This window comes from Paractinoplanes deccanensis, from assembly GCF_016862115.1.
In the GTDB taxonomy this organism is placed as follows: Bacteria; Actinomycetota; Actinomycetes; order Mycobacteriales; family Micromonosporaceae; genus Actinoplanes; species Actinoplanes deccanensis.
In genome coordinates this window covers 23,477-49,471 of record NZ_BOMI01000011.1, presented here as the reverse complement: position 1 = coordinate 49,471, position 25,995 = coordinate 23,477, and the positions used below count along the sequence as shown (strand labels likewise).

Sequence of the window (25,995 nt, the reverse complement as noted above, 5' to 3'; positions counted from 1 at the left end):
ATGACGCGCGATCGCGCCCGGGCCCTGCTGATCGACTTCGACGGCGTCCTGCGCCGCTGGGACCCGGCCCCGATGATCGCCGTCGAGGTCAAGTACGGCCTGAAGCCGGCCGCCCTGCTGGAGACGGCCATGGCGTGGGACATCTACCGTCCCGCCATGGCCGGCGAGATCTCCGACGCCGAGTGGATGGAGCTGGTCGCCCAGCGCCTCCCCATCGACAACGCCGCCGAGGCCGTCGCCGAGTGGCAGGCCTACCGGGGCGAGCCCGACCCCGACGCCCTGGCCTTCGTCCGCTCGGTGCGCGCGGCGGGCCGCAAGGTGGGCCTGGCCACCAACGCCACCGACCGCCTCCGCGGTGACTTGGAAGCCCTCGGCCTGACCGGCGAGCTCGACGTGATCGTCAGCTCCTGGGAGATCAAGGTCCACAAGCCGGCCCCCGAGTACTTCACGCGCGCCTGCCAGATCATCGGCGAGCAGCCCAAGCACGTCCTCTTCGTCGACGACGACGACCGGGCCGTCCGCGGCGCCCGCGCGGCCGGCCTCTCCGCCTACCGCTGGAGCGGCCCCCAGCACGTCGCATACCTGCGCAAGGCCCTCGACCTGCCGGAGTGACGGCGGCGAGCGGCTGTCCTCGATCTGGATCTGCCGGTCAGGCCCAGGAGCTCCGGGGCCGGCGCACGGCGTGCTCGACCTGCTCCTCGGTGACCTCGGGCCAGCCGTTCTCGCGCAGGCGCTGGGTGACGCGGGCGAGGGTGATGCCGTAGGCGTCGCCGCGGATCCGGAGAGCGGCCGTCCTCAGCCGGGAGAGCTCGGCCTCGCCCATCGCCACCGGAGCCGGTGCCGGCTTGCGCCGGACGGCCACGGCCGACAGGGCCCGCACTCGCGCGCCCGGAAGAGGCGGCGGCAGGAGCGCCTCCACCTCGGACCTGGTCACGTCCGGCCAGCCCTCGTGGCGCAGCCGCCGGACCAGGCCCTTGCTCCCGATGCCCGGGACCTCCTTGCGGGCCAGATCGATCGCGACGCCCAGGAGCCGGCGCCGGGTGGATTCGGGCGCCGTCCGGCCCCGCCCCGCCATGGCCGACGGAGCCGGTGTGAACATGCTCCGGCGCGCCCGCCGCACGATCAGGCCGTCGGGCAGCCGCGCGAGAGGCCCGTCCGCCGGGTCGTCGTTGGCCGGGTCGTGGCGGCTCATGCGCCGGTGACGCCGTCTATGCGTTCGCGGAGCAGGTCGGCGTGGCCGTTGTGGCGGGCGTACTCCTCGATCATGTGCAGGTAGACCCAGCGGAGGCTGCGGCGGCCGCGGGCCGTCGCGAACTCGTGGTCGAGGTCCAGGGTGGCGGCGGCGCGGTCGGCATCGGCGCAGGCCGCTTCGAAGCGGGCGAGATCGGCCTCGGCGTCGGCGGTCGCCACGTCGTCGAAGTCGCCGTCGGGGTTGTCGGCGGAGTTGTAGGGCGAGCCGACGGTGTGGTCGCCGGCCGCCCGCCAGCGGAACCACACGCGCTCGACGTCGGTCATGTGCCGGACCAGGCCCAGCAGGGTCAGGTTCGAGGGCTCGACGGCGGCCAGCTTGAGCTGGTCGGCGGTCAGGCCCGCGCATTTGGTGAGCAGCGTCCGGCGGTGCCAGTCGAGCCAGCCTTGCAGCATGGGGCGCTCCGGGCCGGTCAGGGGCTCGCCGACGCGGGTGGGCTCAGGGGCTGTCCAGGTCATCTCGGGTAAGTCACCTCAGCTACTTCGAAGAGAGTGCCGTCTTTTTCGGTGCCTTCCACCCGCACGGTCGCGCGGGGGCCGGCGAGCTTGAGCGTGCTGATGGCGTTGCCGAAGTACGGGCCGGCCAGGCGTTTCCAGCGCCAGTGGGGCTTGTCGACGCCGGCCGAGCGGGCCAGGCCGCGGACGCCCTTGGCGGCGGCGCGCGACCAGGCGAAGCGCATCAGGGGGCGCATGACGGCGGGCACCTGGTTGTGGACCGGCGAGCAGGTCAGCTGCATGACGGGGGTGGCCATGGCGTGGCCGAAGTCGGCCTCGGCCACGTACGAGTGGTGGACGTCGCCCGAGAGGACGCTGATCGAGGCCGGCGCCGCGTAGGCCCCGCCGGCGCCGACCCGGTGGCCGGGTGCGCCGGTGCCGCCCTCGCCGAGGCGGCGGAAGAGCTCGCCGAGCGCGTTGAAGGAGCGGCCGAAGGCGGCCCAGTGTTCCAGGTCGACGGCGCGGCGCAGCTTTTCGGCGGCGGTGGCCACGCGCTTGTTGCCGGAGTCGGCGGTGCGCTCGTTCCACGCCTCGAGGTGGTGGATCGCGGGTGGCATCAGCCAGGGCAGGGACGAGCCGACGACGAGGTGATCGTACGAGCCGTGCGCCTGGTCGACGAACCAGTTCCACTCCTCGGCGGGCAGCATCTCGCGGCGGCCGGGGGTGAGGACGCGGCTGCACCGGTTGTCGAGCATCACCAGCCGGGTGCGGCCGATGTCGAGGGCATAGCTCCACTGGTACGGCTGCTCGCCCGTGTCGAGCGAGCGGCCGAACTCGTGCAGCAGGTCGGTGGCGTCGTCAACCGTGGTGACCTTTTGATAGAGCGGGTCGGTCGCCAGCTCGTCGGGGCTCAGGTTGCCGAGGTGCTGATAGACCCAGTAGGAGGCCAGGCCGCCCGTGATGCGCTCGGTCCACCACGACTGGGCGCCCATGTCGGCGCGCCACGAGGCCGACGTGTTCCAGTCGTCGATCATCTCGTGGTCGTCGAAGATCATGATCGTGGGGACGGTGGCGAAGAGCCAGCGCACCTCGGGGTCGCGCCACGACTCCAGGTAGAGCTTGGTGTACTCGTCGAAGGTGACGACCTGGTCGGAGGGGCCGTCGTGGCCGGACGCGCGGCGGCGCCGCAGGAAGCGCCGGACCTTGGCCGACGTCTTGTCCGCGTACACCTGGTCGCCGAGCAGGACGATCAGGTCGGGACGCAGCTCCGGGTTCTGCGGATCCCGCATCAGCCTGCGGGCGTACGCGTCGAGCGCGTCGGGCGGCAGGCGGCGGCCCGTCGCGTGCGGCGTGGCCTCGCGGCACGAGCCGAAGATCAGCCGGACCGGCTCGGTGTCGTCGTCGGCGGGACGCGTGTGGATCGCGGGCGGCGGATAGGTCGACTCGGCCGAGGGCCAGACCACACGATCGTCCAGGAGCACCTGGTACGAGCTGGACGCACCCGGGCGCAGGCCCTCGACCACGACGAGCGCGTAGTGGTGCCCGTACGCCGAGAAGGTCGCCGCGGAGCCGGAACCGCCGCCCTCGGCCTCGACCCGCACGACGGCCGGCTCGGTGGTCTCCACCCAGATGGTGGCGCGATCTCCGGCGACCCGCCGCAGCAGCGGGCCGATGAGCAGGTGAGCAGTCACCGGGGTGGGGGTCCTTCGCTGGAGGGGTGGGGGCGTCCCATCTTGCTGCACGAGCGCCACGGGCCGCCAGTGCACGGCCGACGCCACGGGCAGACGGCGCATCTGTCAGGATTTCGGCATGGAATACGTGGTCGCCGCAGTGATCCTGCTTGTCGTCCTGATCGCCGGCGCGGTCGGTCTGGTGGTGCCGCGCATGCGCCGCCGGGAGCTGCCCCCGCAGGGCGGGACGACCACTCTCGAGAAGCCCACCGTCGACGAGCAAGCGCCCCCGGTGGTCGTCCCACCCGTGCGGGACGAGGAGCTGCCGCCGCTCATCGTCGAGGAGAAGCCCGCGCCGGCGGTCGAGGAGAAGCCGGAGATCGAGCGGCCGGAGCCGACCGCGGGCCGCCTGGTGCGCCTGCGTGCCCGGCTGTCGCGCTCGCAGAACATCTTCGGCCGCGGCCTGCTCAGCGTGCTCTCCCGCGATCACCTCGACGAGGACGCGTGGGAGGAGATCGAGGACACCCTGATCTCGGCGGACGTCGGCGTCGAGGCGACCCAGGTGATCGTCGAGCGGCTGCGCGAGCGGGTGCGCGTGCTCGGCAGCCGCACCGCGGCCGAGGTGCGCGAGCAGCTCGCCGAGGAGCTGACCGCGGCGCTCGAGCCCGACCTCGACCGCAGCCTCAAGACCGCGCCGCACGACGGCCGGCCGGGCGTGATGATGGTGGTCGGCGTCAACGGCGCCGGCAAGACCACGACCTGCGGCAAGATCGGCCGGGTGCTGATCGCCGACGGCCGCAGCGTGCTCTTCGGCGCGGCCGACACCTTCCGCGCGGCCGCCGCCGAGCAGCTCGCCACCTGGGGTGAGCGGGTGGGCGCCGAGACCGTGCGCGGGCCCGAGGGCGCCGACCCGGCCAGCGTCGCCTTCGACGCGGTCAAGCGCGGCATCGAGACCGGCGTCGACACCGTGGTGATCGACACCGCGGGCCGGCTGCAAAACAAGATCGGCCTCATGGACGAGCTCGGCAAGGTCAAGCGGGTCGTCGAGAAGCACGGCCCGGTCGACGAGACGCTGCTGATCCTCGACGCCACAACCGGGCAGAACGGACTCGAGCAGGCGCGGGTCTTCACCGAAGTGGTGGACGTTACTGGTGTGGTGTTGACCAAGCTCGACGGCACCGCGAAGGGCGGAATCGTCATCGCCGTCCAGCGCAAGCTGGGCATTCCGGTCAAGTTGGTGGGTCTGGGCGAGGGGCCGGACGACCTGGCGCCCTTCGAGCCGGCCGCCTTCGTCGAGGCGCTGCTTGGCGGTGCCGCGTAGTCTCGGGGGAGACGTACGGCGCGGGGCCGTTGTGGTGCGGGGAGGATGTTGGTGACGCAGGAGCCGGTGCGGGAGATCCCGCTCCACGGCGGCAACGTCAGCACGGTCTCGCGCGTCGGCGACACCGTGCGGCGCAACGCCGGCCCGTGGACCCCGGCCGTGCACGGGCTCCTCAACCACCTCGAGCGCGTCGGCTTCACCGGCTCGCCGCACGCCCTGGGCATGGACGAGAAGGGCCGCGAGGTCCTCTCGTACCTCGACGGGGAGTGCGGCGAATATCCCCTGGCCCCGCACTGGGTGACCGAGGAGGCCCTGGTCACCGTCGCGACCATGCTGCGCATGTTCCACGACGCGCAGTACGGTTTCGTCCCGCCGCCCAACGCGGTGTGGCGCTCGTTCGGCCCGCCCCCGCCGGACACCGAGGTGATCTGCCACCACGACGCCGCGCCGCACAACGTGGTCTGGCGGCCCGACGGCACCCTCGCGCTCATCGACTTCGACCTGGCGTCGCCCGGTGCCCGCATCTACGACGTGGCCTACGCGGCGTGGACCTGGGTGCCCCTGTTCAGCGACCGTGACTCGTACACGCTGGGGTGGAAGAGGCCCAACAGGCCGCGCCGGCTGCGGCTGTTCGCCGACGCGTACGGGCTGATCCCGCGCGACCGGCACCGCCTCGTGCGCACGATCCGCAAGCGCATCGTCGACCACGTCGAGGGCATCCGGCGGATGGCCGCGGCGGGCGACCCGGCCTTCGTGCGCATCGTGCACAAGGGTCATCTGCGGCGCCCGATGCGCGATCTCCGGCTGCTCGATTACGAGCGCCACACCCTCGAATACGCGCTTCGTTGATCGGCCGTCAACAATACGGTTGACCTTCGCTGTCCGATTTTCGGTGGCAATTGTGCCTGTTCAAGCACGTTTGTCGAACGGGCTGTGAGAGTTTCTTCACACGTACGAAACAACCCGTCACGTGCCGGAAATCGCGCGTAGACCGTGCGTGAAACAGCGGAGCGGAAGGCTCCCGTCATCAACCGGCCGAGGGGCGACGCAGCTCTGTGGGTCGTGTGGGAGGACACCTTCATTCCGAGAGGAGGCAGCGTGGAGATCGACACCGGCAATACCGCCTGGTTGCTCCTGTCGTCTGCGCTCGTTTTGCTCATGACTCCGGGTCTGGCGCTGTTCTACGGTGGCCTCAACCGGTCCAAGGGCGTTTTGAACATGATGATGATGAGCTTCTCGAGCATCGGACTGGTGTCCGTGCTCTGGGTGCTCTACGGCTTCACGCTGGCGTTCGGCGCGAACGACAGCGACGGCCTCAACAAGTTCATCGGCAGCTTCACGCAGTACTTCGGCACCGGCACGAGCTGGGCCGGCGACATCTGGGGCGAGACCGGCATCCCGGTCTACGTCTTCATGGCCTTCCAGATGATGTTCGCGATCATCACCGTCGCCCTGATCAGCGGCGCACTCTCCGACCGCTTCAAGTTCGGCGGCTGGGTCCTGTTCGCGATCGGCTGGTTCACCATCGTCTACGTCCCGGTCGCGCACTGGGTCTGGGGCGGCGGCTGGATCGGCGCGCAGCTGCACGCGCTCGACTTCGCCGGTGGCACCGCGGTGCACATCAACGCCGGTGCGGCGGCCCTCGCGGTCGCGATCGTGCTCGGCAAGCGCATCGGCTGGCCGCGCGAGAACATGCGCCCGCACAACGTGCCGTTCGTGGCCCTCGGCGCCGGCCTGCTCTGGTTCGGCTGGTTCGGCTTCAACGCCGGCTCCGAGCTGACCGTCGACAGCACCACGGGTGTTGCCTTCGTCAACACGCAGGTCGCCACCGCGGCGGCGCTGCTCGGCTGGATCGTCGTGGAGTGGCTGCGCGACGGCAAGCCGACCCTCGTCGGCGCGTCCTCCGGCGCGGTCGCCGGCCTGGTCGCCATCACCCCGGCCTGTGGCTTCGTCGCCCCGCTGCCGGCCGGCCTCATCGGCCTCATCGCCGGCGCGGTCTGCGCCCTGGCCGTCGGCCTGAAGTACAAGCTGGGCTACGACGACTCGCTCGACGTCGTCGGCGTTCACTTCGTCGGTGGCTGGATCGGCTCGCTGTCGATCGGCTTCTTCGCCACCACCCAGGTCAACGGCGCCATGACCGAGGTCCTCGGCGGCGAGAACGGCCTGTTCTACGGCGGCGGCCTGACCCAGCTCGGCCGGCAGTTCGTCGGCAGCGCGGCCGTCTCGGTCTACTCCTTCGTGATCGCCCTCGTGCTCGCCCTGATCCTCAAGGCGATCAAGCTCGGCCGGGTCAGCGAGGAGGCCGAGGTCGGCGGCATCGACATCGCGGACCACGGCGAGACCGGGTACGACCTCACGCCCGCCGCGGGCTCCGGCGGGGGCGGCGCCTTCGCCATGGCCGGCCTCAAGCCGGGCCAGGGTGTCGACGCCGACGGCAAGGCCGACGCCAGCCAGAAGGTCGCCGGTTAGATTCGACCATGACTGCTCCGAGAGAGGGACTGAGCATGAAGCTGGTGACCGCGGTCATCAAGCCGTACCAGCTCGACGCGGTGAAGGAGGCCCTGCACGCCCTCGGCGTGACCGGCCTGACCGTGAGCGAGGTGCAGGGCTACGGGCGGCAGAAGGGTCACACCGAGGTGTACCGGGGAGCCGAGTACACGGTCGAGTTCCTGCCGAAGATCAAGGTTGAGGTGGTGACCGACGAGATCGACGTCGACAAGATCGTGGACGCGATCGTCACCGCCGCCAAGACCGGCAAGATCGGCGACGGCAAGGTCTGGGTCACCACTGTCGACGAGGTGATCCGGGTCCGCACCGGCGAGCGCGGCCTCGACGCGCTCTGAGCTGACCACATGACACGCATGACCAGCGAGCCGCCGGCGCCACCCTCGGTGCCCGTCGGCGGCTCGCCGGCCAAGCTTCGCGAGCACATCGGCGCCGCGGCCCGCGATGAACGGGCCGCGGCGCTCGACGCTTGGCTCACCGAGCTCTTCCCCGCCCACCTGCCCGGCGTCAGCCTCGTCGCGGTGGGCGGCCTGGGGCGGCGCGACTGCGCCCCGTACAGCGATCTCGATCTCGTGCTCCTGCACAACGGCGCGGCCGGCATCGACCGGATCGCCTCCTCGCTCTGGTATCCGATCTGGGACGCCCGGCTCGGCCTCGACCACTCCGTGCGCACGCTGCCGGAGGCGCTGTCGGTCGCGCACGACGACGTCAAGGTCTCGCTCGGCCTGCTCGACTGCCGGCACATCGCCGGCGACGCGTCCCTGAGCGCCGAGCTGATCGCGGCCGCCTCAGACCAGTGGCGGCGCACCGCCGTGCGGCTGCTGCCCCAGCTCAAGGACCTGACCACCGCCCGCTGGGCCAGCCACGGCGAGCTCGCCTTCCTGCTCGAGGGCGACCTCAAGGAGGCGGCCGGCGGGCTGCGCGACGTGACCATCCTGCGCGCCATCGGCCGTGCCGGGGTCGCCGACACGATGCGCCCGGCCGTCCGCGCGGCGAACCTGCGGGTGCTCGACACGCGCGACGCGCTGCACCTGGCCGTGGGCCGCCGGGTCGACCGGCTGGTCGCCCAGGAGCGGGCGGCGGTCGCCGACCTGCTCGAGCTCGACGACGGCGACGCGCTGCTGCGCCGGGTCGCGGGCGACGCCCGTACGATCGCCCATGCCCTGGACGACGCCTGGCGCGCGGCGGACCGGCTGCGCGGACGCCGCCGGGGTCTGCCCGCGGGCGTGCCGAACCGCCGGCCGGTCGCCCGCGACGTGGTGGAGCAGGACGGCGAGCTCGTGCTGGCCCGCACCGCCATCGGCCCGGTGCCCGACCCCAGCCTCTCCCTGCGCGTGGCCGCCGCGGCCGCCACCGTGCGGCTGCCGATCGCCCGCGCCACCAGCGAATGGCTGGCCGCGTTCTGCCCGCCGCTGCCCAACCCGTGGCCGCCGCAGGCGCGCGCCGCCCTGGTCTCGCTGCTCGGCTCCGGCCCCGGGCTGCTGCCCACCTGGGAGACCTGCGACCGGTACGCGCTCACCGACGCCTGGCTGCCCGAGTGGGCGCGGCTGCGCAGCCTGCCGCAGCACCACCCGATCCACCGGTACACGCTCGACCGCCACCTGGTGCAGGCGGCGTACGAGGCGAGCGCCTACACCCGCGAGGTGGAACGCCCCGACCTGCTGCTGATCGGCGCGTTCCTGCACGACATCGGCAAGGGCCTGCCCGGTGACCACAGCATCGTGGGTGCGCCGATCGCCGCCGAGATGGCCGCCCGGATCGGCCTGCCACCGGCCGACGTGGCGACCGTCGAGAAGCTGGTCCGGCTGCACCTGCTGCTGCCCGACGTGGCGACCCGGCGCGACCTGGGCGACCCGAAGACCATCTCGTCGGTGGCCGAGGCGGTCGGTGACGCGGCCACGCTCGACCTGCTGCACGCGCTGGCCCGGGCCGACTCGCGGGCCACCGGGCCGGCCGCCTGGTCGGACTGGAAGGGCCGGCTGATGGCCGAGCTGGTGAGCCGGGTGCACACGCGGCTGGACACGGGCGGGCTGCCGGAGCCGCCGGAGCCGGACCCGGAGCTGCTCGAGGGCGACCTGCCGGCCGTGCACTTGGACGGCGATCGTGTCGCGGTGGCCGCGGCCGACCGCAGGGGCCTGCTCGGGCAGGTGGCGGCGTGCCTGGCGATGCACCGGCTCGACGTGGTGGGCGCGAACACCGCGACGGTGGGCAACAGGGCGATCGTGGAGTTCTTCACGCAGCCGCGCTACGGCAGCCCGTACGACCCGGTGGCGCTCGCGGCGGACCTGCGCCGGGTGGCGGCGGGCGACGTGTCGGTGACCCAGCGGGTGCGGGCGCGGGCGATGAGCGCCCGCGGCGGCACGGCCTCGCCCCGGGTGGTGTGGCAGCGCGGGGCGGCCACGGACGCGGCGATCCTGGAGCTGCGGGCGGCGGACTCGGCGGGCCTGCTCTACCGGGTGGCCACGGCGCTCGACGAGGCGGGCGCGGACGTGCGGGCGGCCCGCATCTCGACGCTGGGCGGCGACGTGGTGGACGCGTTCTACCTGGTCGGCTCGTGGGCCGACCAGGCCGAACGGGACCGGGTGGGCGCGGCCGTGCTGGCGGCCGTCTGAGGCCCGTCACCGGTGCCCTGGTGTGGGCGTTGGTCCCGGCATGCCGCAGCACCCTCCCGGCCTGCTCGACGATCATGTGACGGCGGCCGGCTCCCGTCTGCGCCTGGCGCTGACCGCCACGGCCGTCCGCAACCGTTCGCTCGACGCGCGGCTGCTGCTGGCGCGGGCGGCGCTGGGCCCGCACGGCACGCTGGACGAGCTGCTGGAGGCGGCACGGCGGGGCGACCGGCGGTGGTTGCGCCGCCTGCGCCGCACCATCGATCCGCCGTTGGTGGCGGCGGTCGCGCACTGCATGGCCCTCCAGGAGGAGACGGACGACGCGCTGGCGCTTTTCGAGCTGGCGCGGCGGGCGCTGGGGTCGCGGGCGCTGTCCCCGGCCAACCAGGTGTTGCACGCTCAGCTGGCGCTCGCCTGCGAGGGGCCGGCCCGGGCGCGCAAGCTGATGCGGCGCTACCGCAAGATCGGGGAGCCGGCCCGCGAGGGGCTGATGGCGGATCTGCTCAACCCGTTCGCCGCCGACGCCGGCCTTCCCGCGGAGCCCTGGCTCGCGGCGTTCGGGGCGCTGCTTCCCACACCGGCGTTCACGCTGGCCGAGTCGGACTTGACGCCGTTCGACCGGCTGGTGCCGGCGCCCGTCGACAGGATCGAGGGGCCGCATCGCGTCTCGGTGATCGTCACCTCGTACCGCCCGGATCGTGGCCTCCTCACCGCGGTGCGCTCGATCCTCGCGCAGAGCTGGGCCAACACCGAGGTGATCCTGGTCGACGACGCCTCGCCGCCGGAGTTCGACGACATCCTGGCCGAGGCGGTCGCGCTGGGCGACCGGGTGCGCCTGCTCAAGATGCCGATCAACGCCGGGACGTACGCCGCCCGCAACGCCGGCCTGGACGCCGCGGGCGGCGAGTTCGCCACGTTCCAGGACTCCGACGACTGGTCGCATCCGCGCCGCCTCGAACACCAGGTGCAGCCCCTGATCGACGACCGGCGCCTGGTGGCGACCACATCGGACGGTCTCGCGGTCACCGACCAGCTGCTGTGCACCCGCCCCGGCGTGCGCAGCGGCCGCCTCAACCCGTCGTCGCTGCTGATCAGGAGGGGCACGGTCCTGCGTACGGTGGGCTATTTCGACCGGCTCCGCAAGGCCGCAGACTCCGAGTACATCGGCCGCATCCAGGCGGCGTTCGGCGCGGCCCGGGTACGGCACATCGAATCGAGGCCCCTGGCCCTGATCCGCCTGTCGGCCGGCTCGCTCTCCCGCGCCGAGATCCGCGCGCACTGGATGCACCCCGCGCGCACCGCCTACATGTCGGCCTACCAGCGCCACCACCAGCTCATCGCCACCCGCAGGGCGAGCGCCTACCGCCCCGCGGACGGCGCGGACCGCCCGTTCCCCGCCCCCGACCACCTGCTGGGCACGGTCCGCGACAAGAGCTACGACGTGGTGATGGTCGCCGACTGGCGCTTCCTGGACAGCACCCAGCGCACGGCCCTCGACGAACTGCGCGCCCTGGCGGCCGCCGGCCTGCGGGTGGCGCTCCTGCACCTGGACTCGCTGCGCGCGGTCCACCAGCGCCGCATCGCGGCCTCCGCCCCGGTCCAGGACCTGATCAACGAGGGCGTCGTCGACCACCTCACGCCGGATGAGCCCGTGGAGACCGCCCTGCTGATCGTCCGCCAGGCGGCGGTCCTCCAGTTCACAGCCGAGCACAGAAGCTCCCTCCGCGCCGCCCGAACCATCGTGGTAGCCGACCGGGCCCCCACCCGAGCCGACGGCACAGACCACCGCTACGACCCGGCGATGTGCACGGAGGCAGCCCACCGCCTCTTCGGCGCGGACCCGCTCTGGATCCCCCAGGACGACGGCGTCCGAGCCCACCTGCCCACGCAGGCGCACGAGGAGAACCTGCCCATCACCCTGGCCCCGTCGGGCTGGGTGGCGGACCGCACCACCGCCGCCCCCGGCCCCGCGATCGTCGGCACAGACCTCTGCGACACGGCTTGCTGGCCCCCCGACGCCGCGGACAGGCTGGCGGTCTTCGGCCGCCTCCCCACAGCGGACGTACGGGTCAGACTGCCCGACCGCCCCGCGAACGAGATCTCCGTGCCGCTCGGCCCCACATGGCTCGGCTACGTCCCGGCGGACCTGGGCTCGCGGCCCTTCCTGCACCAGCTCGACTTCTACTTGCACTTCCCACCCCGCGAGTCGGCCGAGTGGTACAGCCGCCCCGCCCTGGAGGCGGCCCAGACCGGCTGCGTCGTGGTGATGCCCTCTCGGTATGCCCCCTTCTACGGCGACGCGGCCGTCTATTGCACGCGCTCCGAAGTCGAGCCGCTGATCGCCCGCTATCGCGCCGACCCGGCCCTTTTCGCCGAACAGAGCCGAAGGGCCAGAGCGGTCGTGGCGAATGCGAACAAGCCGGAGGCCTTCGTCGAATGGGTCCGCCAATTGTTGCCCATTGCGGTAGCCTGATGTCATCGCCGACCTGAACAGGAATTGCCGCGACGGAGTCGACTCGGTGGCGGTTTGAGGCGGCGCCGAAATGGCTGACATGGTCCGGTGCCGCAGGGCCGGCGGCGCAGGGTCCGGTTTGCCGGCCGGGCTGTCGGGTGAGACGGGTCCACCGGACTCGGGCGCTGCGGTCGCCGGGCATGGCGGCATGGCGCGCGCCCGCGGCGCGGAGTGAACGGGCCTCGGGCCGGGCGGCGCGGACGTGACCGACCTCGGGCTTGGCGGCGCGGGCGTGCCTTGCCGCGGGTTGGGTCGCGCGGGTGTGGCTGACTGCGGGTGGGGCGGCGCGGACGTGGCTGGCCTTGGGTTTGGCGGCGCGGACGTGGGTGGACCTGACCTGGGTGGCGCGGTGGTGACTGTCTCCGGCTCGCTCCGTCGGGTGGTGAGGGCAGGCTGGGCAACCCGCGCCTGTGGGATGGCGGCGCGCACCGTCTGACCGGCGCGCCTCAAGCCCTCGCGCTCGAGTTGGCGTAGGCGCAAGGCGTGGCGCTGGGCCAGGCCCCAGTCACGGTGCCTTTTGTGTTCGCGGCGAAACTCCTCGCCCGCGGCAGAATAATTGCGCGCCTTTGTGCGGTCGCGCATCTTGGCGAGCTGAGACGAGGTGAAAAATTGGAGCTGCCGCATGCTTGAATTATCTCGCCTCGCGGATGCAAAAGCCATTTCGGGGAGGATGTTGATCGTGCCAACCCGCCGACGTGCCAGGACGCGCGAACCTTCACTGTCGCAGGCGGAAAAATGCGATTGCTGCGAATTCGGGCGTGCGTGAAACTGGCCGTAAGAAGGATTGGCGCGAATCCCGGCGATGACTACAGGTCTGAAGGGTTACGGCCGTGAGGCGACGGTGAGCGTGGGCCGGGCGGCGGGCGCAGGGTGCCGCGGGCCGGCCCGTGGGATGCGGGCCGTGAGGCGACGGTGAGCGTGGGCCGGGCGGCGGGCGCAGGGTGCCGCGGGGCGGGCCGTGGGATGCAGGGCGCGAGGTGACGGTGGGCGTAGGCCGGGTGGTGGGCGCAGGGTGCCGCGGGGCGGGCCGTGGGATGCAGGGCGCGAGGTGACGGCGAGCGCGGGCCGGGCGGCGGACGGAGGGTGCCGCGGGCCGGGCCGTGGGATGCGGGCCGTGAGGCGACGGCGAGCGCAGGCCGCCCGCAGACTGCATCGGGGAGCACAGCCCGGACACCGAGAAAGACCCCAGCGTAACGACCCACCCCCACCCCGCGTTACCCCCGATGTGTGGCCCACCATGGATTTCCTCAGGCGAAAGCTGCGCCCCCGCGCCCGCAGATACGCCGCCAGCCTCTCCCGGCGTCAGCTGGCCGGCATCGCTGTGGTGCTTGCCGGATCGGCTGGGGTCGCTGTGGCGGCGGTCTTCGGGCAGGGTGCTGTGGCCATGTGCCTGCTTGCGCTTCTGCTTGCCACCGTTCTCGCCGGGGTCATTCATCTTTCGCGGCGGATCGCCGGTGGGAACAGGGCGACGCAGGCGGCCGTACGGGATCTGCGTCTTGTTGTGGAGCAGCTGCAACGACGGGTCATCGCCTCGGTGGAGAAGGAGCGGCTGGCCGCCGGTGACCGGCATCTGGAGTTGACCGAGTTGCTGGCTCGCACCGAGCGGCTCACCGGGCGGGGGGCCGAGCTTCTTCTCCGGGAGCAGAGCCGGGAGATCGAGGCCCTGGTTCAGCTTTTCCAGTGGGTGACGCCGCGGGCGCCCATGCCGGCCGGGGCGAGTTTGACGCCTACCGACCTTCTCGGCCTCGTGCATGTCGCCCGTGGGCGTGCGCCTGGGCTGACCGTGGCGCTCGGCAGTGGGCCTTCGACGATCTGGCTGGGCTATGCGGCCGAGCTGCGCGGTGGGCGCCTCGTCGTGGTCGAGCACGACAAGGCCCGGGCCGGCCGGACCGCGACGCTGATCGTCGAGCACGGTCTCGCGGCGGTGGAGGTGCGGCATGCGCCGGTCGCCGAGCTCGGCGTGGAGGGGCGCACGGTCGACTGGTACGACGTCGACGCCCTGGACGGCCTGCACGAGGTCGATCTGCTCGTCGTCGACGCCACGCTCGCCCCGGCGCGGTCGGACGCGCTCACGCCGGCGCTGCATGTGCTCGGCCGGCGGCTCGCCGTGCGGGGCGCGGTGGTGGTCGACGAGGATCCGCGCCACGCCTACGGGCTCACGGTTCAGCGCCCGTTGCCCGGCCGCTGGATGTCGCTGGAGTATCCACAGTCGACGATCGCGGTGAAGCAGAGGGCGTGAGGAAGACAGCGCGACCCCGCCGCAGGGGGAACGGCGGGGTCGCGGTCGCAGCCTCGGTGCGGGGGGCACCTGCCGCGCGGGCCGGCGGGGGCCGTCCCGCCTGTATGAATCGGTTGCGTGCCGGGCCGGTTGACGATTCCGGGGGGTGCCGGACGGTCACGCCTGCGTTGCCAATCGGGCGATGCGGTCGGCGTACAGCTCGTGGGCGTGGTTTCGGCGGACGAAGTCCGAACCCCGGCGGCCCTGGTCGCGCAGCGCTCGGCGGTTGCCGTGCAACATCCGTACCGTGTCGAGCAGTTCGGCGGGATCGCAGTAGACCGCCGCGTCGCCGAAGGCGTCGGCGTATCGGTAGGGGAGCACCGCGACGCAGCCGGCGGCCAGCGCGGCGAGCACGTCCGGGTCGGGGTCGGCGGGCACCTCCGCCGGGGGCAGGTGCAGGTAGAAATCGATCTGGTAGAGGAACGAGCGCCGGCTGACGTCGCCGGGGCCGTAGACGAGCCAGCTTCGCGGCGGGCCGAAGCGGCCGAACGAGGGGCCCGCGGTGCCGGCCGAGTCGAGCAGGCGTACGTCCATGCGCCCCGTGTCCGGCAGCTCGTCGCGCAGGCGATGCCACTCGGCCCGGCCGCCCCGGCAGTAGCGGCCGACGACGGGACGGTCGGCGCGCGGCCCGCGGCGGTCCAGGCGCCACTGCCCGGCGTCGAGCGTGCCGGGCAGGTCGAGCGTCGCGAGGTCGTTGCCGGCTTCGAGGCGCCGCCGGCCGTCCGGGCCCGCGGGGGCCCACAGCGGCCGCCTGCCGAAGAGCCGGTGCGCGGCCGAGGCCGCCGCCTCGGAGACCGTCGCGTCCTCGATCACGACGCGCTGGGCGCGGACGCCGCTGGGCAGGTCCGGCGCGTGCTGGAGGACCCGTGCCGTCCGGGCGACCAGCAGCCGCGTGCGCACGTCGTCGGTGAGCTCGACCTGGGTCAGGTCGCCCGAGTTGATCAGGTGTTGCACCACCGGGTCGAGGTCCTGCGGTCCTTCGCGCAGGTTCGCCAGCATGTCGAGCTGGAGTAGCGCCGCGCGCAGGCCGCGGGCCGCGAGCGCCCTCAGCTGCCCGACCCCGGCGGTGCCCGCGCCGCCGGCTCGCGTCCAGTCGCCGGCGAGCACCACGTCGTACGCCTGCGCCCCGGTCTCGCCCCGCAGCCGGCGCGGAACCGCGCAGCGGCCGTCCCCCGCCGCGTGCCGGGCCCGGAACGCCGACCGGTACGACCGGAGCGCCGGGTGGTCCGCGTCCGGCGGCCGGACAAGGGCGAGCGGATCGTTCAGGTGGCGCGTGGCCGCCGACCCCAGGACCGCGCGGGCCCGGGCGATGTACTCGGCGTCGGCGCCCGAGCGGATCGGCTCGAAACGGCCGAGCCGGTGCAGCGCCGGCTCGCGCCGCATCATCAGTGACGACAGGTGGTATGAGCGGACGTCGTCCTCGCCCACCCGGGTCAGCACGAGCTCGGGCGTCACCCGGACGCCGGCCGAGGTGGTCGAGAAGAGCGCGTCGTCGGCGAGGAGCGGCGCCACCTGCCGTTCCAGCCGCAGCGGATGGGACCAGTCGCCGGTTTCCTGGAAGGTCACGAAGTCGCCGGTGGCCGCGTCCAGGCCGGCGTTGCGGGCCACGTACGGGCCGCCCCGGGTCACCATCCGGATCACCCGGACGCGCGGGTCGATCGCGCCGGCCGCGCGCAGCACCGGCTGGAACGACGCCGGCGAGCCGTCGTCGACCACGAGGATCTCCTGGTTGGTCCAGGTCTGGCGGGCCAGCGAGCGGACGGCGGTGAGCAGGCTCTGATCCGGCTGGTACGTGGTGACGATCGACGTGATGCGCCGCGGGTGCCCGGTGCGCTGGATCGGCCGGGTGGTCACCCGATCGAGGGGCGGCCCGGTGCCGTCGGCGATCGACACCGAGGGCATGAGCTCGGCGAGGCTCCACCCGTGGCCGCTGCCGCCCGCGTACGGGTTGCGCAGATCGAGCCCGAGCGCCGTGCGGATGCCCGGTGCGACGTCCGCGTACGAGCCGAGCAGCGCCCCGGCCAGCGCGTGGTCGCCCGAGGCGTACGCGAGCTGACAGTGCAGCCCCTGATGGGCGGGCTCGACGGTGCCGAGGGCCCGCAGTTTGTCCAGCATGCCGAGCGCCGTGGACCGGTCGTCGGGCCGCAGGTTCTGCAGGGCGATCACCCGCGCGAGCTCGCCGACGGCGAAGGGGTCGGCGGCGACCCGTTCGAGCGGCGCTCGCGCGGCGACGGATCGGGCCTGAAGGGCCGCGACGGCGAGCGGGTGCATGGCGGGAGCCTCCTCGGTGGTGCCTTCTCCACCATGAACGACTCGGGCGAATTGTCCGTATCGCCCTGTTGGGGCGCGTCGTTGACCCAGCCGTGTACGACGTCGCCATCCTGTCCGACCTGCGGTACCCGGGCGGCAACTCGGCGAGCATCGTGGCCGAGGTGCGGGCGCAGGCCGCGGCGGGCCTGAGAACCGTCCTGATCCACGTGCCGTCCCCGCACCTGCGGCACGCCCGCCCGTTCCAGTCGCGCATCGTCGCCTGCCTGCGCGACGGCCTGGCCGACCTCGCGCACGACGACGGGTCCGAGACCGAGGCGAAGGTGCTGCTGATCCGCCAGCCGCGGATCTTCACGGCGGACCTGGCGCGGCCGCCCGTGGTCCGCGCGGACCACACCATCGTCGTGCTCAACCAGGCGCCGGGCGACGCGAGCGACCCCGAGCGCTACTACGTCTTCGACGAGGTCCGCGAGCGCGTCGAGCGATATTTCGGCGCGGGCGTCGTCTGGGCGCCGATCAGCGCGCGCATCCGCGACACCGTCGCGCCGCGGGCCGCCCTGCCCGACACCGACTGGCACGAGATCATCGACGTCGCCGACTGGCAGGTGGAGCGCCGCCGCGAGCCGGGCGCGCCGCCGGTGATCGGCCGGCACGGCCGCCCCGACCCGGTGAAGTGGCCCCGCGATCCGGGCGAGCTGCTCCAGGCGTACCCGGACTCGCCCGACGTGCGGGTGCGCGTCCTGGGCGGCGGCGAGATCGCCGTGGAGCGTCTCGGCCGCCGGCCGGAGAACTGGGACGTGGCCGACTTCGGCGCCGAGTCGCCCCGCGACTTCCTCGCCACGCTCGACTTCTTCGTCTACTTCCACGACCGCGATCTGGTGGAGGGCTTCGGCCGCACGATCCTGGAGGCGATGGCCGCCGGCGTGCCGGTCATCGCCGGGCCGCACTTCCGCGCGGTGTTCGGCGACGCCGCGCTCTACACCGACGCTTCGGGCGTACGGGATCTGGTCCGTCGCCTGCACAAGGACCGCCCCGCCTACGACGCCGTGGTGCGCCGCGCCCGGAGCTTCGTCAGCGAGCACTTCGGCAACGCGTCGCACATCGCCCGCCTCGCGTCCCTCGGTGTGATGCCGGGCCGGGAAAGGCGCGAACGGGTCACGGCCGCCGCGACGTCCCGCCCGGCGCGGCGGGTGCTCTTCGTGGCCGACGACATCGCGCGGTTCCGGGCCATCGCCCGACGCCTCCCCGCGCACGTGGAGGCCGTCGTCGTCGCCGGGTCGGCCAGCCTGCCCCAGGCGCACGCCGCCGGGCTGCTCACCGAGTATCTGCCGGCCGCCGGCGAACTGGGCGTCTCCGACGAGCGCTGGGCCGGCTTCGTCCGCGACCGCCTGCGGCACCTGATCGAGCTGTACGGCCCGAAGGCTGTGCTCGTCGGCGGCGTGCCCCACGACGGCATCGCCGCCGCGATCGCCGGCAACGCCGGGCCGCGCTGGCTGTGGCTGCGCCCCGCGATGTGGAAGCGCGGCACCGGCGGGGAATGGGCCGCCCGCGGCGCGCTCTTCGCCGGCATCCTCGAACCGGGCGAGTTCGCCGCCGCCGGGGACGAGGGGTGGACCACCACCGCGCGCGCCGGAGTGAGCACAGTGGACCCGATCACCGACCTGCCGCCGCGGCGCCCGCGCCGGACCCGTGAGCGCACCCTGCTCTGCCGCGGCGTCGAGGCGACCCTGCCCGGCTTCCGCACGGTCGAGGCCGGCCCCGACGGGCTGGGCGAAGTGGCGCTCGCCGTCTCCCGCGCCGACTACACGAGCTTCCACGAGCTGCTCGGCGCCGGCGTGCCCACCGTCTTCGTGCCCGACCCGGCGGCCGGCGACGACGAGCTGGCCCGGGCCCGGTTCGCCGCGGCGGCCGGGGTGGCGGTCTGCGCGACGAGCGACGACGAGGCGGCCGAGGCCCTGGAACGGCTGGCCGCCCGCGAGGCCCGCGAGGCGCTGAGCCGGCGCTGCGCGGAGATCTCCTTCGGCAACGGCGCCGGGGACGCCGCTGCCTGGCTGCTCCGACACACCACAGTGGAGGCACCCGTTGGATGAGCCGGAACTCGCCCTGGCCCGCTGGCAGGTGGCCACGCTGACCGGGCGGCTGCGCTGCGTCGAGGACGAGCGCGACGCGGCCGTGCGCGAGCGCGACCGGCACCGCGAGATCGTGCTGGCGATGCGCCGCAGCCGCTCGTACCGGCTCGGCCGTGCCCTGGTCGACCTGGCCCGCGACCCGGTGCGCTTCGGTCCCACCATCGCCGGCCGGGCCGCCCGCCGGTTGCGCGGGGCCACACCGCCGCCGGCCGGCCGCAAGCGGCTCGCGTCGCAGCCCGTGCCGGCGCGGGTCTACGTCGCGATCGGGCTCTCCCGGCCCGCCTCGCACGCGCTGATCCGGGCCCTGCGGCAGCGGATCCTGGTCGACGCCGACCACCTGCCGGTGGTGGTGACCGACCAGCCGTCGCTGCACGGGCTCCGGGTGCCCGGCGTGGTGCTGGAGTATCTGCCCGACCCGCAGACCTGGTCGCGGCACGATACCGGCGACGGCTGGGAGGCGTTGCTCGCGGGCCGGATCGCGCAGCTCTGCCGCGACCACCGCGCGGACCGGGCGGTGGTCGTCGACCCCCGCGATCCGCCGACGCTGGCGCGCCTGCTGGAGGCCGCCGCGTAATCGGGAGCAAGACCGATCGTTGGCGATGTCATGAGTGCCCCCACGGTCGATGCCCCGCCCGCCCCGCGCGTAGCCATGCGCTTCGTGGTCGAAGGGCCGCCGGTCCGCGCGCTCTGGCGGCGTGCCCTGCTGCGGGCGGCGCTGGTGCCGCTGCCGGTGCTCGCCCCGCTGGTCGCGCTGACGCCGAGCCGCGATCACCGGTTCAACATCTACTGGCACGGCGGGCTCTTCCGCGAGAACCCGCTCGCGATCGTGCCGCACACCGTCGACTCGCTGCCGGGCTATCTGCGGCTGGGCAATTTCCGGCTCTTCGGCCGGATGCTCGAGAAGGCGCTCGACCTGGCCGCGTACGCCCTGGGCGACGTGCTCGGCCTGCCGGCGAACGTGGCGTTCCGGCTGGTCTCGTTCGTCTCGGCCGTGCTGCTGTGCGTGGTCGCCCTGCTGCTGGTGGAGAGCGTGGTGTCGCGTGGCCAGCTCTTCGCGCGGCCGCCGTCGAGCGCCGCCGCGGTGGTGCCGTTCGCGGTGGCGGCGGGCTTCGTGGCGGCCGGCGGGTCGAGCCCGATCGTGCTCTTCGGCGGGCTCTATCTGGCGTCCGCGGCCCTGGTGCTGGGCGTCGCCGCGGCGCTGTGCCGCCTCGTGGAGCTCCGGCTCTGGTGGGCGCCGCTGCTCGCGCTCGGCGGGGCCTCGCTCGCCGCGTTCAACGAGATCGCCTATCTGGCGCCGCCGCTCGCGACCGTGGCCGTGCTCGCCCGCGGCCACCTCGTGCTCGGCCACGGCCCGCGCCAGATGGTCGCCTCCGCTGCCGCGAAGGCCGTGGGCCTGCTCTGGGTGGGCTTCCTTCCGGTCTTCCTGGCCGTACGGGTGGTGATCCACCGCTATTGCGCGACCGGCCGGTGCTACCGCGGCTCGGACGTGCAGTTCGGCCCGGAGACGTTCGAGGCCCTGCCGGTACGGGCGATCGCGTGGTTGCCGCCGTTGCTGTGGCAGGCGGCCGTGCGTGGCGGCAGCCCGCGCCCGTGGCTGTTCGGCGTCGTGCTGGTCACCGCCGTCGTGGTGCTGGCCGCGCTCGCCCGGCACGCGCTGCGCGATCTGCCCCGCCTGTCCGCTGTGGACCGGCGCCCGGCTGCGGCGCTCGCGGTCGTCGCGGTGACCGCCGTGCTGCTCGGTGCCGGCATGGGCTCGCTCAACGCCGACGTGCAGCGGATGACCGTGTGGGGCCTGGGCTGGCGCGACTCGGCGGTCACCACCACGGCGGGCGGCCTGATCGTCGTGGCCGCGCTGCTGCTCGCCGCCCGGCGGCGACGGTGGGTGCTGGTCGCGGCCGTGGTGGTGCTGGCCGGCGCCACGGCGGTGTCGGCGGCGGCCAACAAGCGGCAGCGCGACACGGTCATGGCGAGCGTGCCGGCCCGGCTCTACGACCGGATCGCCGTGGAGATGGCCGACTTCGACCGCACCCCGGCCGGCGAGCGGCGGCGCTGCGCCCTGCGGACGGAGTTCGCCGCCATCTATCCGGAGTCGCTGCGCCGCTTCGACGCCGCGCTGAGCGTGGCGACCGAGCAGCGGGCCGGCGTGCCGTTCTGCCCGGGCGTAACCCGCTGAGGGCCGTCGCGTTGACGAGGGGGACGAAGGGAGAGCGATGCGACGGCTGCGCAACCTGACACGACGCCAGGCGAGCCTCCTCGCCGGGGCCGCCGTGCTCTGCGCCGCGGTCGCCGGTGCCGCGCTGACCGGCTATGTCGGCGTCGCGCTCACGGTTCTCGGGCTCTTCTTCGCCGTCCTGCTCGGCCTGCTGTTGCTGCTCGTCCGGCGGCTCGCCGCGTTGCAGCGGTCCCACCGCAAGGCGCAGGCCGACCTGCGGGCCGTGCTCGACCAGACCCAGCGCCGGGTGCTCGGCGCGGTCGAGGAGCTGCTGCTCCACTCGGGCGACCGCCACCAGGAGGTCACCGACACCCTCGCCGCCCAGCGCCGCGACATCGAGGAGCTGGCCCAACGCGTCGAGGGCCGCACCGGAGACGGTGAGGCCCTCGAGACGATCGGTCAGTAGCCGAAGTTCTGGGTGTAGTACGGGTTGCCGTTCGCGGCGTAGACCACGCCGACGCCGACCGTGGCGGCCTTGCAGTTGAGGATGTTGGCGCGGTGGCCCGGGCTCGCCATCCAGCCCTTGACGACGTCGGTGGCGGTGCGGTAGCCGTACGCGATGTTCTCGCTCAGCGGGCGGGTGTAGCCGGCCGCCTTGACGCGGGTGACGAAGCTCGAGCCGCGGGCGCCGGTGTGGCTGAACGCGCCGCCGCGGGCCATGTAGGCGCTGTGCCCGGCGGCCGCCTTGGCGAGGCGGGCGTCGACGCGGACGGCCTTGCAGCCCTTCGCCGCGCGCTGCTTGTTGGTCAGGGTGACGATGTCGGCGGCCAGCTGGGTGGTGCTGACGGCGGCGTTGGCGGGCGACGCGAGCGCAACGATCGCAAAGAGGGTGGCGGGGATCATGGCGATCAGGGCCAGACGCTTGGTGATCGAGGAGCGCATCGACTGCCTTTCGGTAGGTGCCCCGGTCGGCTGCTACCGCCGGGTTCACCGTCATAGTTCGGCCCGATTCCAGTGACGATTACCGCTGGATGGGTGCGGTCGCGGCGCGCTTCGGTTGCCGGACGGTTCACCGCTCGTTGATCAGGTCATGCCCGTGACCGTGTACGACGTGGCGGTTCTCGCCGACTTCCGGCAGCCCGGCGCCGCGTCGGCGGCCCTCGCCGCCGAGGTGCACGCCCAGGCCGAGGCGGCGCTGAGCACCGTGCTCGTGCACGTGCCCGCGCCGCAGCAGCCGGCCGGGCCCCTGGGCTTCCGCCACCGGATCAGCGACCTGCTGCGCGCCGGCGCCGCGACGCTCGCCCGCGACGACCAGCCGGTCGCCGCGCGGCTGCTGGTGGTCCGGCGCCCGTGGACGCGCCCCGCCGCGCTGTCCGTACGGGCCGAGCGCACCGTTCTCGTGGCGGACCGGCCACCCGCCGAGCCGGCCGTCTACGAGCAGGCCCGGCACTGCTTCGGTGCCGAGGCGGCGTGGGCGCCGGCCGGCCCGCGGGCGCGCGAGCAGCTGCTGCGGGTCGCCCCGGACGCACGGATCGACCCGGACGACTGGCACGAGATCATCGACGTGGCGCACTGGTGGCGCGACCGCGACGGCTTCGTCGGCGACGAGCCGGTGGTGGGGCTGCGCGGGCCCTTCCCGGTCGACCTGGGCGACCTGCGGGTCCGGTGGCTGGGTGACACCTCGCCGTTCCCGCAGTGGGAGGCGGTGCCCTTCGGTGCCGAGCTGCCGGACGAGTTCCTGCGCACCGTCGACTTCCTCGTCGACTTCCAGCAGACCTTCTCCCGCTCCGCGCTCGAGGCGATGGCCGCCGGGGTGCCGGTGATCGTGGGCGAGCACCTGCGCCCGTTCCTCGCCGGGGCCGCCCTGCACTCGCCGCCGGACGGCGTACCCGCGCTCGTCCGCGAGGTTTACGCGGACCCCGAGCGCTACCGGGCCGTGGTCGACCGGGCCCGCGAGTTCGCCGAGCGGCACTACGGCCATCGCTCCCACCTCGTGCGCCTCGCCCGTTACGGCATCCGCCCGCGCATCAACGTCCCGGGCCCGCGCCGCGAGCTCGTCCCGGCCGCGCCGGCCGGGCCCCGCCGGATCCTGATGGCCGCCGAGGACGACCTCTCGCTGCTGCTGGCCGTCGCCCGGCGCCTCCCCGCCGGCCTGGCCGCGGTCGTGGTCACCCAGTCCTCCGAGGCGCCGATCGCCCACCGGGAGGGTTTCCTCACCGAGTACATCCCGTCCCGCGAGGCGCTCGGCGTCCCGGAGCCGCGCTGGACCCGGCTGCTGCGCGACCGGCTGGCGCACCTCGTCGACCTGTACGCGCCGGAGGTGGTGGTGGTCGACGGCCTGCCGTACGAGGGCATCGTCCGGGCGGTCCGCGACCATCCCGGCGTCACCTGGGTGTGGATGCGCCGCGCCATGTGGCCGCGCGGGGCCGGCGCCGAGTGGATGGCGGCGGGCCGGGCCTTCGAGCACGTCCTGGAGCCCGGGGAGTTCGCCGCGCTCGCCGACGACGGGCCGACCGTGGCCGAGCGCTCCCGCGTCCACCGGGTCGGCCCGATCACCGGCCTCGACGCCGGCGAGCTGCTCGACGCGGCCCGGGCGCGCGCCGAGCTGCGGCTCGACGACCGCCCGGCGGCGCTGCTGCGGCTCGCCCCCGAGCATCCGGAGGCGATCGAGCGGATCGCCGCGCACCTGCGGCGGCACGGTTTCCAGCTCGTGCTGGCCGAGTCGCCCGTCGCCGCCACCCCGATGCCGTCGGTCGCCGGCGCGCGGATCGTCCAGCCGCACCCGATCGGCCGCTTCCTGCGGGCGTTCGAGCTCACCGTCAGCACGGCCGGCTATCAGGCGTACCACGAGCACCTCGCGTCCGGCGTGGCCACGGTCTTCGTGCCCGACCGGCGGGCGGCGCTCGACGACCAGGTGGGCCGGGCCCGCTACGCGGACGCCGCCGGAGTCGCGCTCACCGTCGAGGACCCGGCCTCGGCCGAGCTCGACCAGGTGCTGGACGCCGCGGTGCGCCCGGAGGTGCGCGCCGCGTTGCGCCGGCGCTGCGCGGAGCTGACGTTCGGCAACGGCGCGGCGGCGGCCGCCGCCTGGCTGAGCGGGCTCACGGCCCGGGTGAGGGGCTGAGCATGCAGAGGACCGTGGTGCCGCTCGACGCGATGGAGCGCGCCCGCTGGGAGCTGGCCGCGATGGCCGGCCGGCTCCGCTCGCTCGAGGCGCGACTCGTCGAGGAACGCCGGCTCGCCGAGGCGTACCGCCAGGAACGGGATCGGGAGCGCAAGCGTGCCGATCGCCTGCGCGGCAGCGAGTCCTATCGGCTCGGCTTCGGCCTGGTGTCGCTGCTGCGGGATCCGGTGGGCACGCTGCCCCGGCTGACCCGTGCGGTGCTGCGCCGGGTGAGCCGCCCGCGTGCCGCCGGAGCGCGTCCCGTGCCGGGACCCGGCCGCGCACCCGTCGCCGCCGCCCGGCCGCCGGTCCACCTCTACGTGGTGATCGGCATGGACGCGGACGGGGTGCGCGACTTCGTGCTGACGCTGCGCCAGCGGCTGCTCGTCAGCCCGGACCACCGGCCGGTGGTGGTGACCGACTGCCCGTCCTTCGCGCCCCTGCGCGACCAGGGCGTGCTGCTCGAATACCTGCCGGACCGGGCCACCTGGGACCGGCACCGGCCCGACCGGCCGTGGGAGGACGTGCTCTCCGAGCGGCTGTCGCGGCTCTACCGCGACCACGACACGGTCCGCACGATCATCGTGGACCGCTCGCGGCCGCCCACGCTCGCCGAACTGCTGCGGTAAATCGCAACCTCCGGGTCCGGCGCGTCGTTTGCCCGGGCATGAGCGCGCTGATTTCGGTGGTCGCGCCGGTCCACAACGAGGGGCCGGGGGTCGAACGGTTCGTGCGGCGGCTCACGGAGGTGCTCACCGGCGCCGGGCTGCGGTTCGAGCTGGTGCTGGTCGACGACGGCTCCCGGGACGACTCGTGGGACCGCATCGTGCGGCAGTCCCTGCTCGACCGGCGGGTGCGCGGCATCCAGCTCTCCCGCAACTTCGGCAAGGAGCCCGCCGTGCTCGCCGGCCTGGAGCACGCGACCGGCGACGCCGTCGTGGTCATCGACTCGGACCTGCAGCACCCGCCGGCGGCGATCCCCGCCATGGTCCGCCGCTGGCGCGAGGGCGCGCACGTCGTCGAGGCGGTCAAGCGCAACCGCGCCGGGCAGGGCCTGGTCGGCCGGATCGGCGGGCGCCTGTTCAACAAGGCGTTCACGGCGATGACCACAGTGGACCTCGTCGACGCCACCGACTTCCGGTTGCTCAGCCGGGCCGCGCTGGACGCGTTGCTGCGGCTGCCCGAGCACTCGTCGTTCTTCCGCGGCACCAGCAGCTGGATCGGCTTCCGGCGCAGCACCATCGAGGTCGACATCGACCACCGCGCGGACGGCGGATCGCGCTGGACGTTCCGGTCGCTGTTCCGCCTCGCCGTCAACGGCATCACCTCGTTCACCTCCGCCCCGCTGCACCTGGTCACCTTCGTGGGGCTGGCGTTCGCGGCGTTCGCCGTGGTGCTCGGCGCCCAGACGCTGATCCGCTGGGTCAACGGCGGATCGGTCGCCGGCTTCCCGACGGTCATCCTGCTGCTGCTCGTGATGGGCACGTTCGTGCTGCTGGGCCTCGGCGTCATCGGCGAATACCTGGCCCGGATCCACGAGGAGGTGCGCGGCCGGCCCCGCTATCTGGTGCAGGAGCGCGTCGACGGGCTTCCGGTCGCGCCGGAGCCGGTCGCGGAGCGCGCTACGCGTTGACCCCGCGGCGGACGCGCTACGCGTTGACTCCGCAGCGGACGCGCTACGCGTTGTCTCCGCGGCGGACGCGCT

Annotated in this window: 20 protein-coding genes; 15 read left to right on the top strand and 5 right to left on the bottom strand. The window is 73.8% G+C overall.

Annotated features, from left to right (window positions below):
- Positions 1-612 carry an HAD family hydrolase gene (locus Ade02nite_RS03875; RefSeq protein ID WP_203760095.1) on the top strand — a complete coding sequence of 204 codons (612 nt, stop codon included), beginning with the start codon at positions 1-3 and terminating at the stop codon, positions 610-612.
- A gap of 37 nt (positions 613-649) precedes the next feature.
- Here the strand turns inward: Ade02nite_RS03875 and Ade02nite_RS03870 are convergent, their stop codons facing one another.
- From Ade02nite_RS03870 to Ade02nite_RS03860, 3 genes are read right to left on the bottom strand one after another with little or no spacing between them, the layout of a single operon-like run.
- Positions 650-1,192: a hypothetical protein gene (locus tag Ade02nite_RS03870; protein ID WP_203760094.1), complete on the bottom strand. Its 543-nt coding sequence runs from the start codon at positions 1,190-1,192 to the stop codon at positions 650-652.
- Positions 1,189-1,707 carry a DinB family protein gene (locus Ade02nite_RS03865; protein WP_203760093.1) on the bottom strand — a complete coding sequence of 173 codons (519 nt, stop codon included), beginning with the start codon at positions 1,705-1,707 and terminating at the stop codon, positions 1,189-1,191. Before Ade02nite_RS03865 ends, Ade02nite_RS03870 begins: the two co-directional genes overlap by 4 nt.
- The gene (locus Ade02nite_RS03860) at positions 1,704-3,374 is read right to left on the bottom strand and encodes an alkaline phosphatase D family protein (protein WP_239168502.1); all 1,671 of its coding nucleotides are present in this window, start codon (positions 3,372-3,374) and stop codon (positions 1,704-1,706) included. Before Ade02nite_RS03860 ends, Ade02nite_RS03865 begins: the two co-directional genes overlap by 4 nt.
- 118 nt (positions 3,375-3,492) lie before the next feature.
- Here Ade02nite_RS03860 and ftsY point away from each other — a divergent pair, with 118 nt between their 5' ends.
- The 7 genes from ftsY to Ade02nite_RS03825 all read left to right on the top strand — a co-directional run bounded on the left by ftsY (position 3,493) and on the right by Ade02nite_RS03825 (position 14,539).
- Positions 3,493-4,674: a signal recognition particle-docking protein FtsY gene (gene ftsY / locus Ade02nite_RS03855; protein ID WP_203760091.1), complete on the top strand. Its 1,182-nt coding sequence runs from the start codon at positions 3,493-3,495 to the stop codon at positions 4,672-4,674.
- Between the two features lie 45 nt (positions 4,675-4,719).
- Entirely contained in the window at positions 4,720-5,523 is an 804-nt protein-coding gene (locus Ade02nite_RS03850) for a phosphotransferase (RefSeq protein ID WP_239168501.1), read from the top strand.
- A gap of 249 nt (positions 5,524-5,772) precedes the next feature.
- Positions 5,773-7,143 carry an ammonium transporter gene (locus Ade02nite_RS03845; protein WP_275409869.1) on the top strand — a complete coding sequence of 457 codons (1,371 nt, stop codon included), beginning with the start codon at positions 5,773-5,775 and terminating at the stop codon, positions 7,141-7,143.
- Positions 7,144-7,178: 35 nt separating this feature from the next.
- Positions 7,179-7,517, top strand: a complete 339-nt coding sequence (locus tag Ade02nite_RS03840) for a P-II family nitrogen regulator (RefSeq protein WP_203760113.1) — start codon at positions 7,179-7,181, stop codon at positions 7,515-7,517.
- Positions 7,518-7,526: 9 nt separating this feature from the next.
- Positions 7,527-9,791 carry a [protein-PII] uridylyltransferase gene (locus tag Ade02nite_RS03835; RefSeq protein ID WP_203760090.1) on the top strand — a complete coding sequence of 755 codons (2,265 nt, stop codon included), beginning with the start codon at positions 7,527-7,529 and terminating at the stop codon, positions 9,789-9,791.
- 40 nt (positions 9,792-9,831) lie between these two features.
- Complete coding sequence (locus tag Ade02nite_RS03830) at positions 9,832-12,261, top strand: glycosyltransferase family A protein (RefSeq protein ID WP_203760089.1); 2,430 nt, start codon at positions 9,832-9,834, stop codon at positions 12,259-12,261.
- Between the two features lie 1,276 nt (positions 12,262-13,537).
- Entirely contained in the window at positions 13,538-14,539 is a 1,002-nt protein-coding gene (locus tag Ade02nite_RS03825; RefSeq protein ID WP_203760088.1) for a class I SAM-dependent methyltransferase, read from the top strand.
- 156 nt (positions 14,540-14,695) lie between these two features.
- Here Ade02nite_RS03825 and Ade02nite_RS03820 read toward each other — a convergent pair whose 3' ends face one another.
- A complete protein-coding gene (locus Ade02nite_RS03820) occupies positions 14,696-16,849 on the bottom strand; it encodes a glycosyltransferase family 2 protein (RefSeq protein WP_203760087.1) in 2,154 nt (717 codons plus the stop codon).
- A 92-nt stretch (positions 16,850-16,941) separates the two neighbouring features.
- On the opposite strand from Ade02nite_RS03820, the gene Ade02nite_RS03815 reads away from it, so the two are divergent.
- Genes Ade02nite_RS03815 through Ade02nite_RS03800 form a run of 4 tightly spaced genes read left to right on the top strand, consistent with a single transcriptional unit; the run spans position 16,942 to position 21,593 of the window.
- Positions 16,942-18,936, top strand: coding sequence for a glycosyltransferase (locus tag Ade02nite_RS03815; protein ID WP_239168500.1), 1,995 nt, complete (start codon positions 16,942-16,944; stop codon positions 18,934-18,936).
- Entirely contained in the window at positions 18,929-19,549 is a 621-nt protein-coding gene (locus tag Ade02nite_RS03810) for a hypothetical protein (RefSeq protein WP_203760085.1), read from the top strand. Before Ade02nite_RS03815 ends, Ade02nite_RS03810 begins: the two co-directional genes overlap by 8 nt.
- Positions 19,550-19,579: 30 nt before the next feature.
- A complete protein-coding gene (locus Ade02nite_RS03805; RefSeq protein WP_203760084.1) occupies positions 19,580-21,148 on the top strand; it encodes a hypothetical protein in 1,569 nt (522 codons plus the stop codon).
- Positions 21,149-21,185: 37 nt separating this feature from the next.
- On the top strand, positions 21,186-21,593 hold the full coding sequence (locus tag Ade02nite_RS03800) for a hypothetical protein (RefSeq protein ID WP_203760083.1): 408 nt from the start codon (positions 21,186-21,188) through the stop codon (positions 21,591-21,593).
- Here the strand turns inward: Ade02nite_RS03800 and Ade02nite_RS03795 are convergent.
- A complete protein-coding gene (locus Ade02nite_RS03795; protein WP_203760082.1) occupies positions 21,587-22,069 on the bottom strand; it encodes a CAP domain-containing protein in 483 nt (160 codons plus the stop codon). The genes Ade02nite_RS03800 and Ade02nite_RS03795 overlap by 7 nt on opposite strands.
- 148 nt (positions 22,070-22,217) lie before the next feature.
- Here Ade02nite_RS03795 and Ade02nite_RS03790 point away from each other — a divergent pair, with 148 nt between their 5' ends.
- The 3 genes from Ade02nite_RS03790 to Ade02nite_RS03780 are packed head-to-tail and all read left to right on the top strand — an operon-like array spanning position 22,218 to position 25,923.
- Positions 22,218-24,251: a glycosyltransferase family protein gene (locus tag Ade02nite_RS03790; protein ID WP_203760081.1), complete on the top strand. Its 2,034-nt coding sequence runs from the start codon at positions 22,218-22,220 to the stop codon at positions 24,249-24,251.
- A gap of 2 nt (positions 24,252-24,253) precedes the next feature.
- On the top strand, positions 24,254-24,919 hold the full coding sequence (locus tag Ade02nite_RS03785) for a hypothetical protein (protein WP_203760080.1): 666 nt from the start codon (positions 24,254-24,256) through the stop codon (positions 24,917-24,919).
- A gap of 38 nt (positions 24,920-24,957) precedes the next feature.
- Entirely contained in the window at positions 24,958-25,923 is a 966-nt protein-coding gene (locus Ade02nite_RS03780) for a glycosyltransferase family 2 protein (protein ID WP_203760079.1), read from the top strand.
- Positions 25,924-25,995 lie beyond the last annotated feature (72 nt).

Coding starts and splice junctions, on each gene's coding strand:
- Ade02nite_RS03820 (WP_203760087.1), bottom strand. CDS start 16,849: ATGCACCCGCTCGCCGTCGCGGCCCTTCAGGCCCGATCCGTCGCCGCG.
- Ade02nite_RS03780 (WP_203760079.1), top strand. CDS start 24,958: ATGAGCGCGCTGATTTCGGTGGTCGCGCCGGTCCACAACGAGGGGCCG.
- Ade02nite_RS03825 (WP_203760088.1), top strand. CDS start 13,538: ATGGATTTCCTCAGGCGAAAGCTGCGCCCCCGCGCCCGCAGATACGCC.
- Ade02nite_RS03830 (WP_203760089.1), top strand. CDS start 9,832: ATGCCGCAGCACCCTCCCGGCCTGCTCGACGATCATGTGACGGCGGCC.
- Ade02nite_RS03800 (WP_203760083.1), top strand. CDS start 21,186: ATGCGACGGCTGCGCAACCTGACACGACGCCAGGCGAGCCTCCTCGCC.
- Ade02nite_RS03790 (WP_203760081.1), top strand. CDS start 22,218: ATGCCCGTGACCGTGTACGACGTGGCGGTTCTCGCCGACTTCCGGCAG.
- Ade02nite_RS03795 (WP_203760082.1), bottom strand. CDS start 22,069: ATGCGCTCCTCGATCACCAAGCGTCTGGCCCTGATCGCCATGATCCCC.
- Ade02nite_RS03840 (WP_203760113.1), top strand. CDS start 7,179: ATGAAGCTGGTGACCGCGGTCATCAAGCCGTACCAGCTCGACGCGGTG.
- ftsY (WP_203760091.1), top strand. CDS start 3,493: ATGGAATACGTGGTCGCCGCAGTGATCCTGCTTGTCGTCCTGATCGCC.
- Ade02nite_RS03785 (WP_203760080.1), top strand. CDS start 24,254: ATGCAGAGGACCGTGGTGCCGCTCGACGCGATGGAGCGCGCCCGCTGG.
- Ade02nite_RS03835 (WP_203760090.1), top strand. CDS start 7,527: ATGACACGCATGACCAGCGAGCCGCCGGCGCCACCCTCGGTGCCCGTC.
- Ade02nite_RS03865 (WP_203760093.1), bottom strand. CDS start 1,707: ATGACCTGGACAGCCCCTGAGCCCACCCGCGTCGGCGAGCCCCTGACC.
- Ade02nite_RS03805 (WP_203760084.1), top strand. CDS start 19,580: ATGAGTGCCCCCACGGTCGATGCCCCGCCCGCCCCGCGCGTAGCCATG.
- Ade02nite_RS03850 (WP_239168501.1), top strand. CDS start 4,720: ATGTTGGTGACGCAGGAGCCGGTGCGGGAGATCCCGCTCCACGGCGGC.
- Ade02nite_RS03875 (WP_203760095.1), top strand. CDS start 1: ATGACGCGCGATCGCGCCCGGGCCCTGCTGATCGACTTCGACGGCGTC.
- Ade02nite_RS03870 (WP_203760094.1), bottom strand. CDS start 1,192: ATGAGCCGCCACGACCCGGCCAACGACGACCCGGCGGACGGGCCTCTC.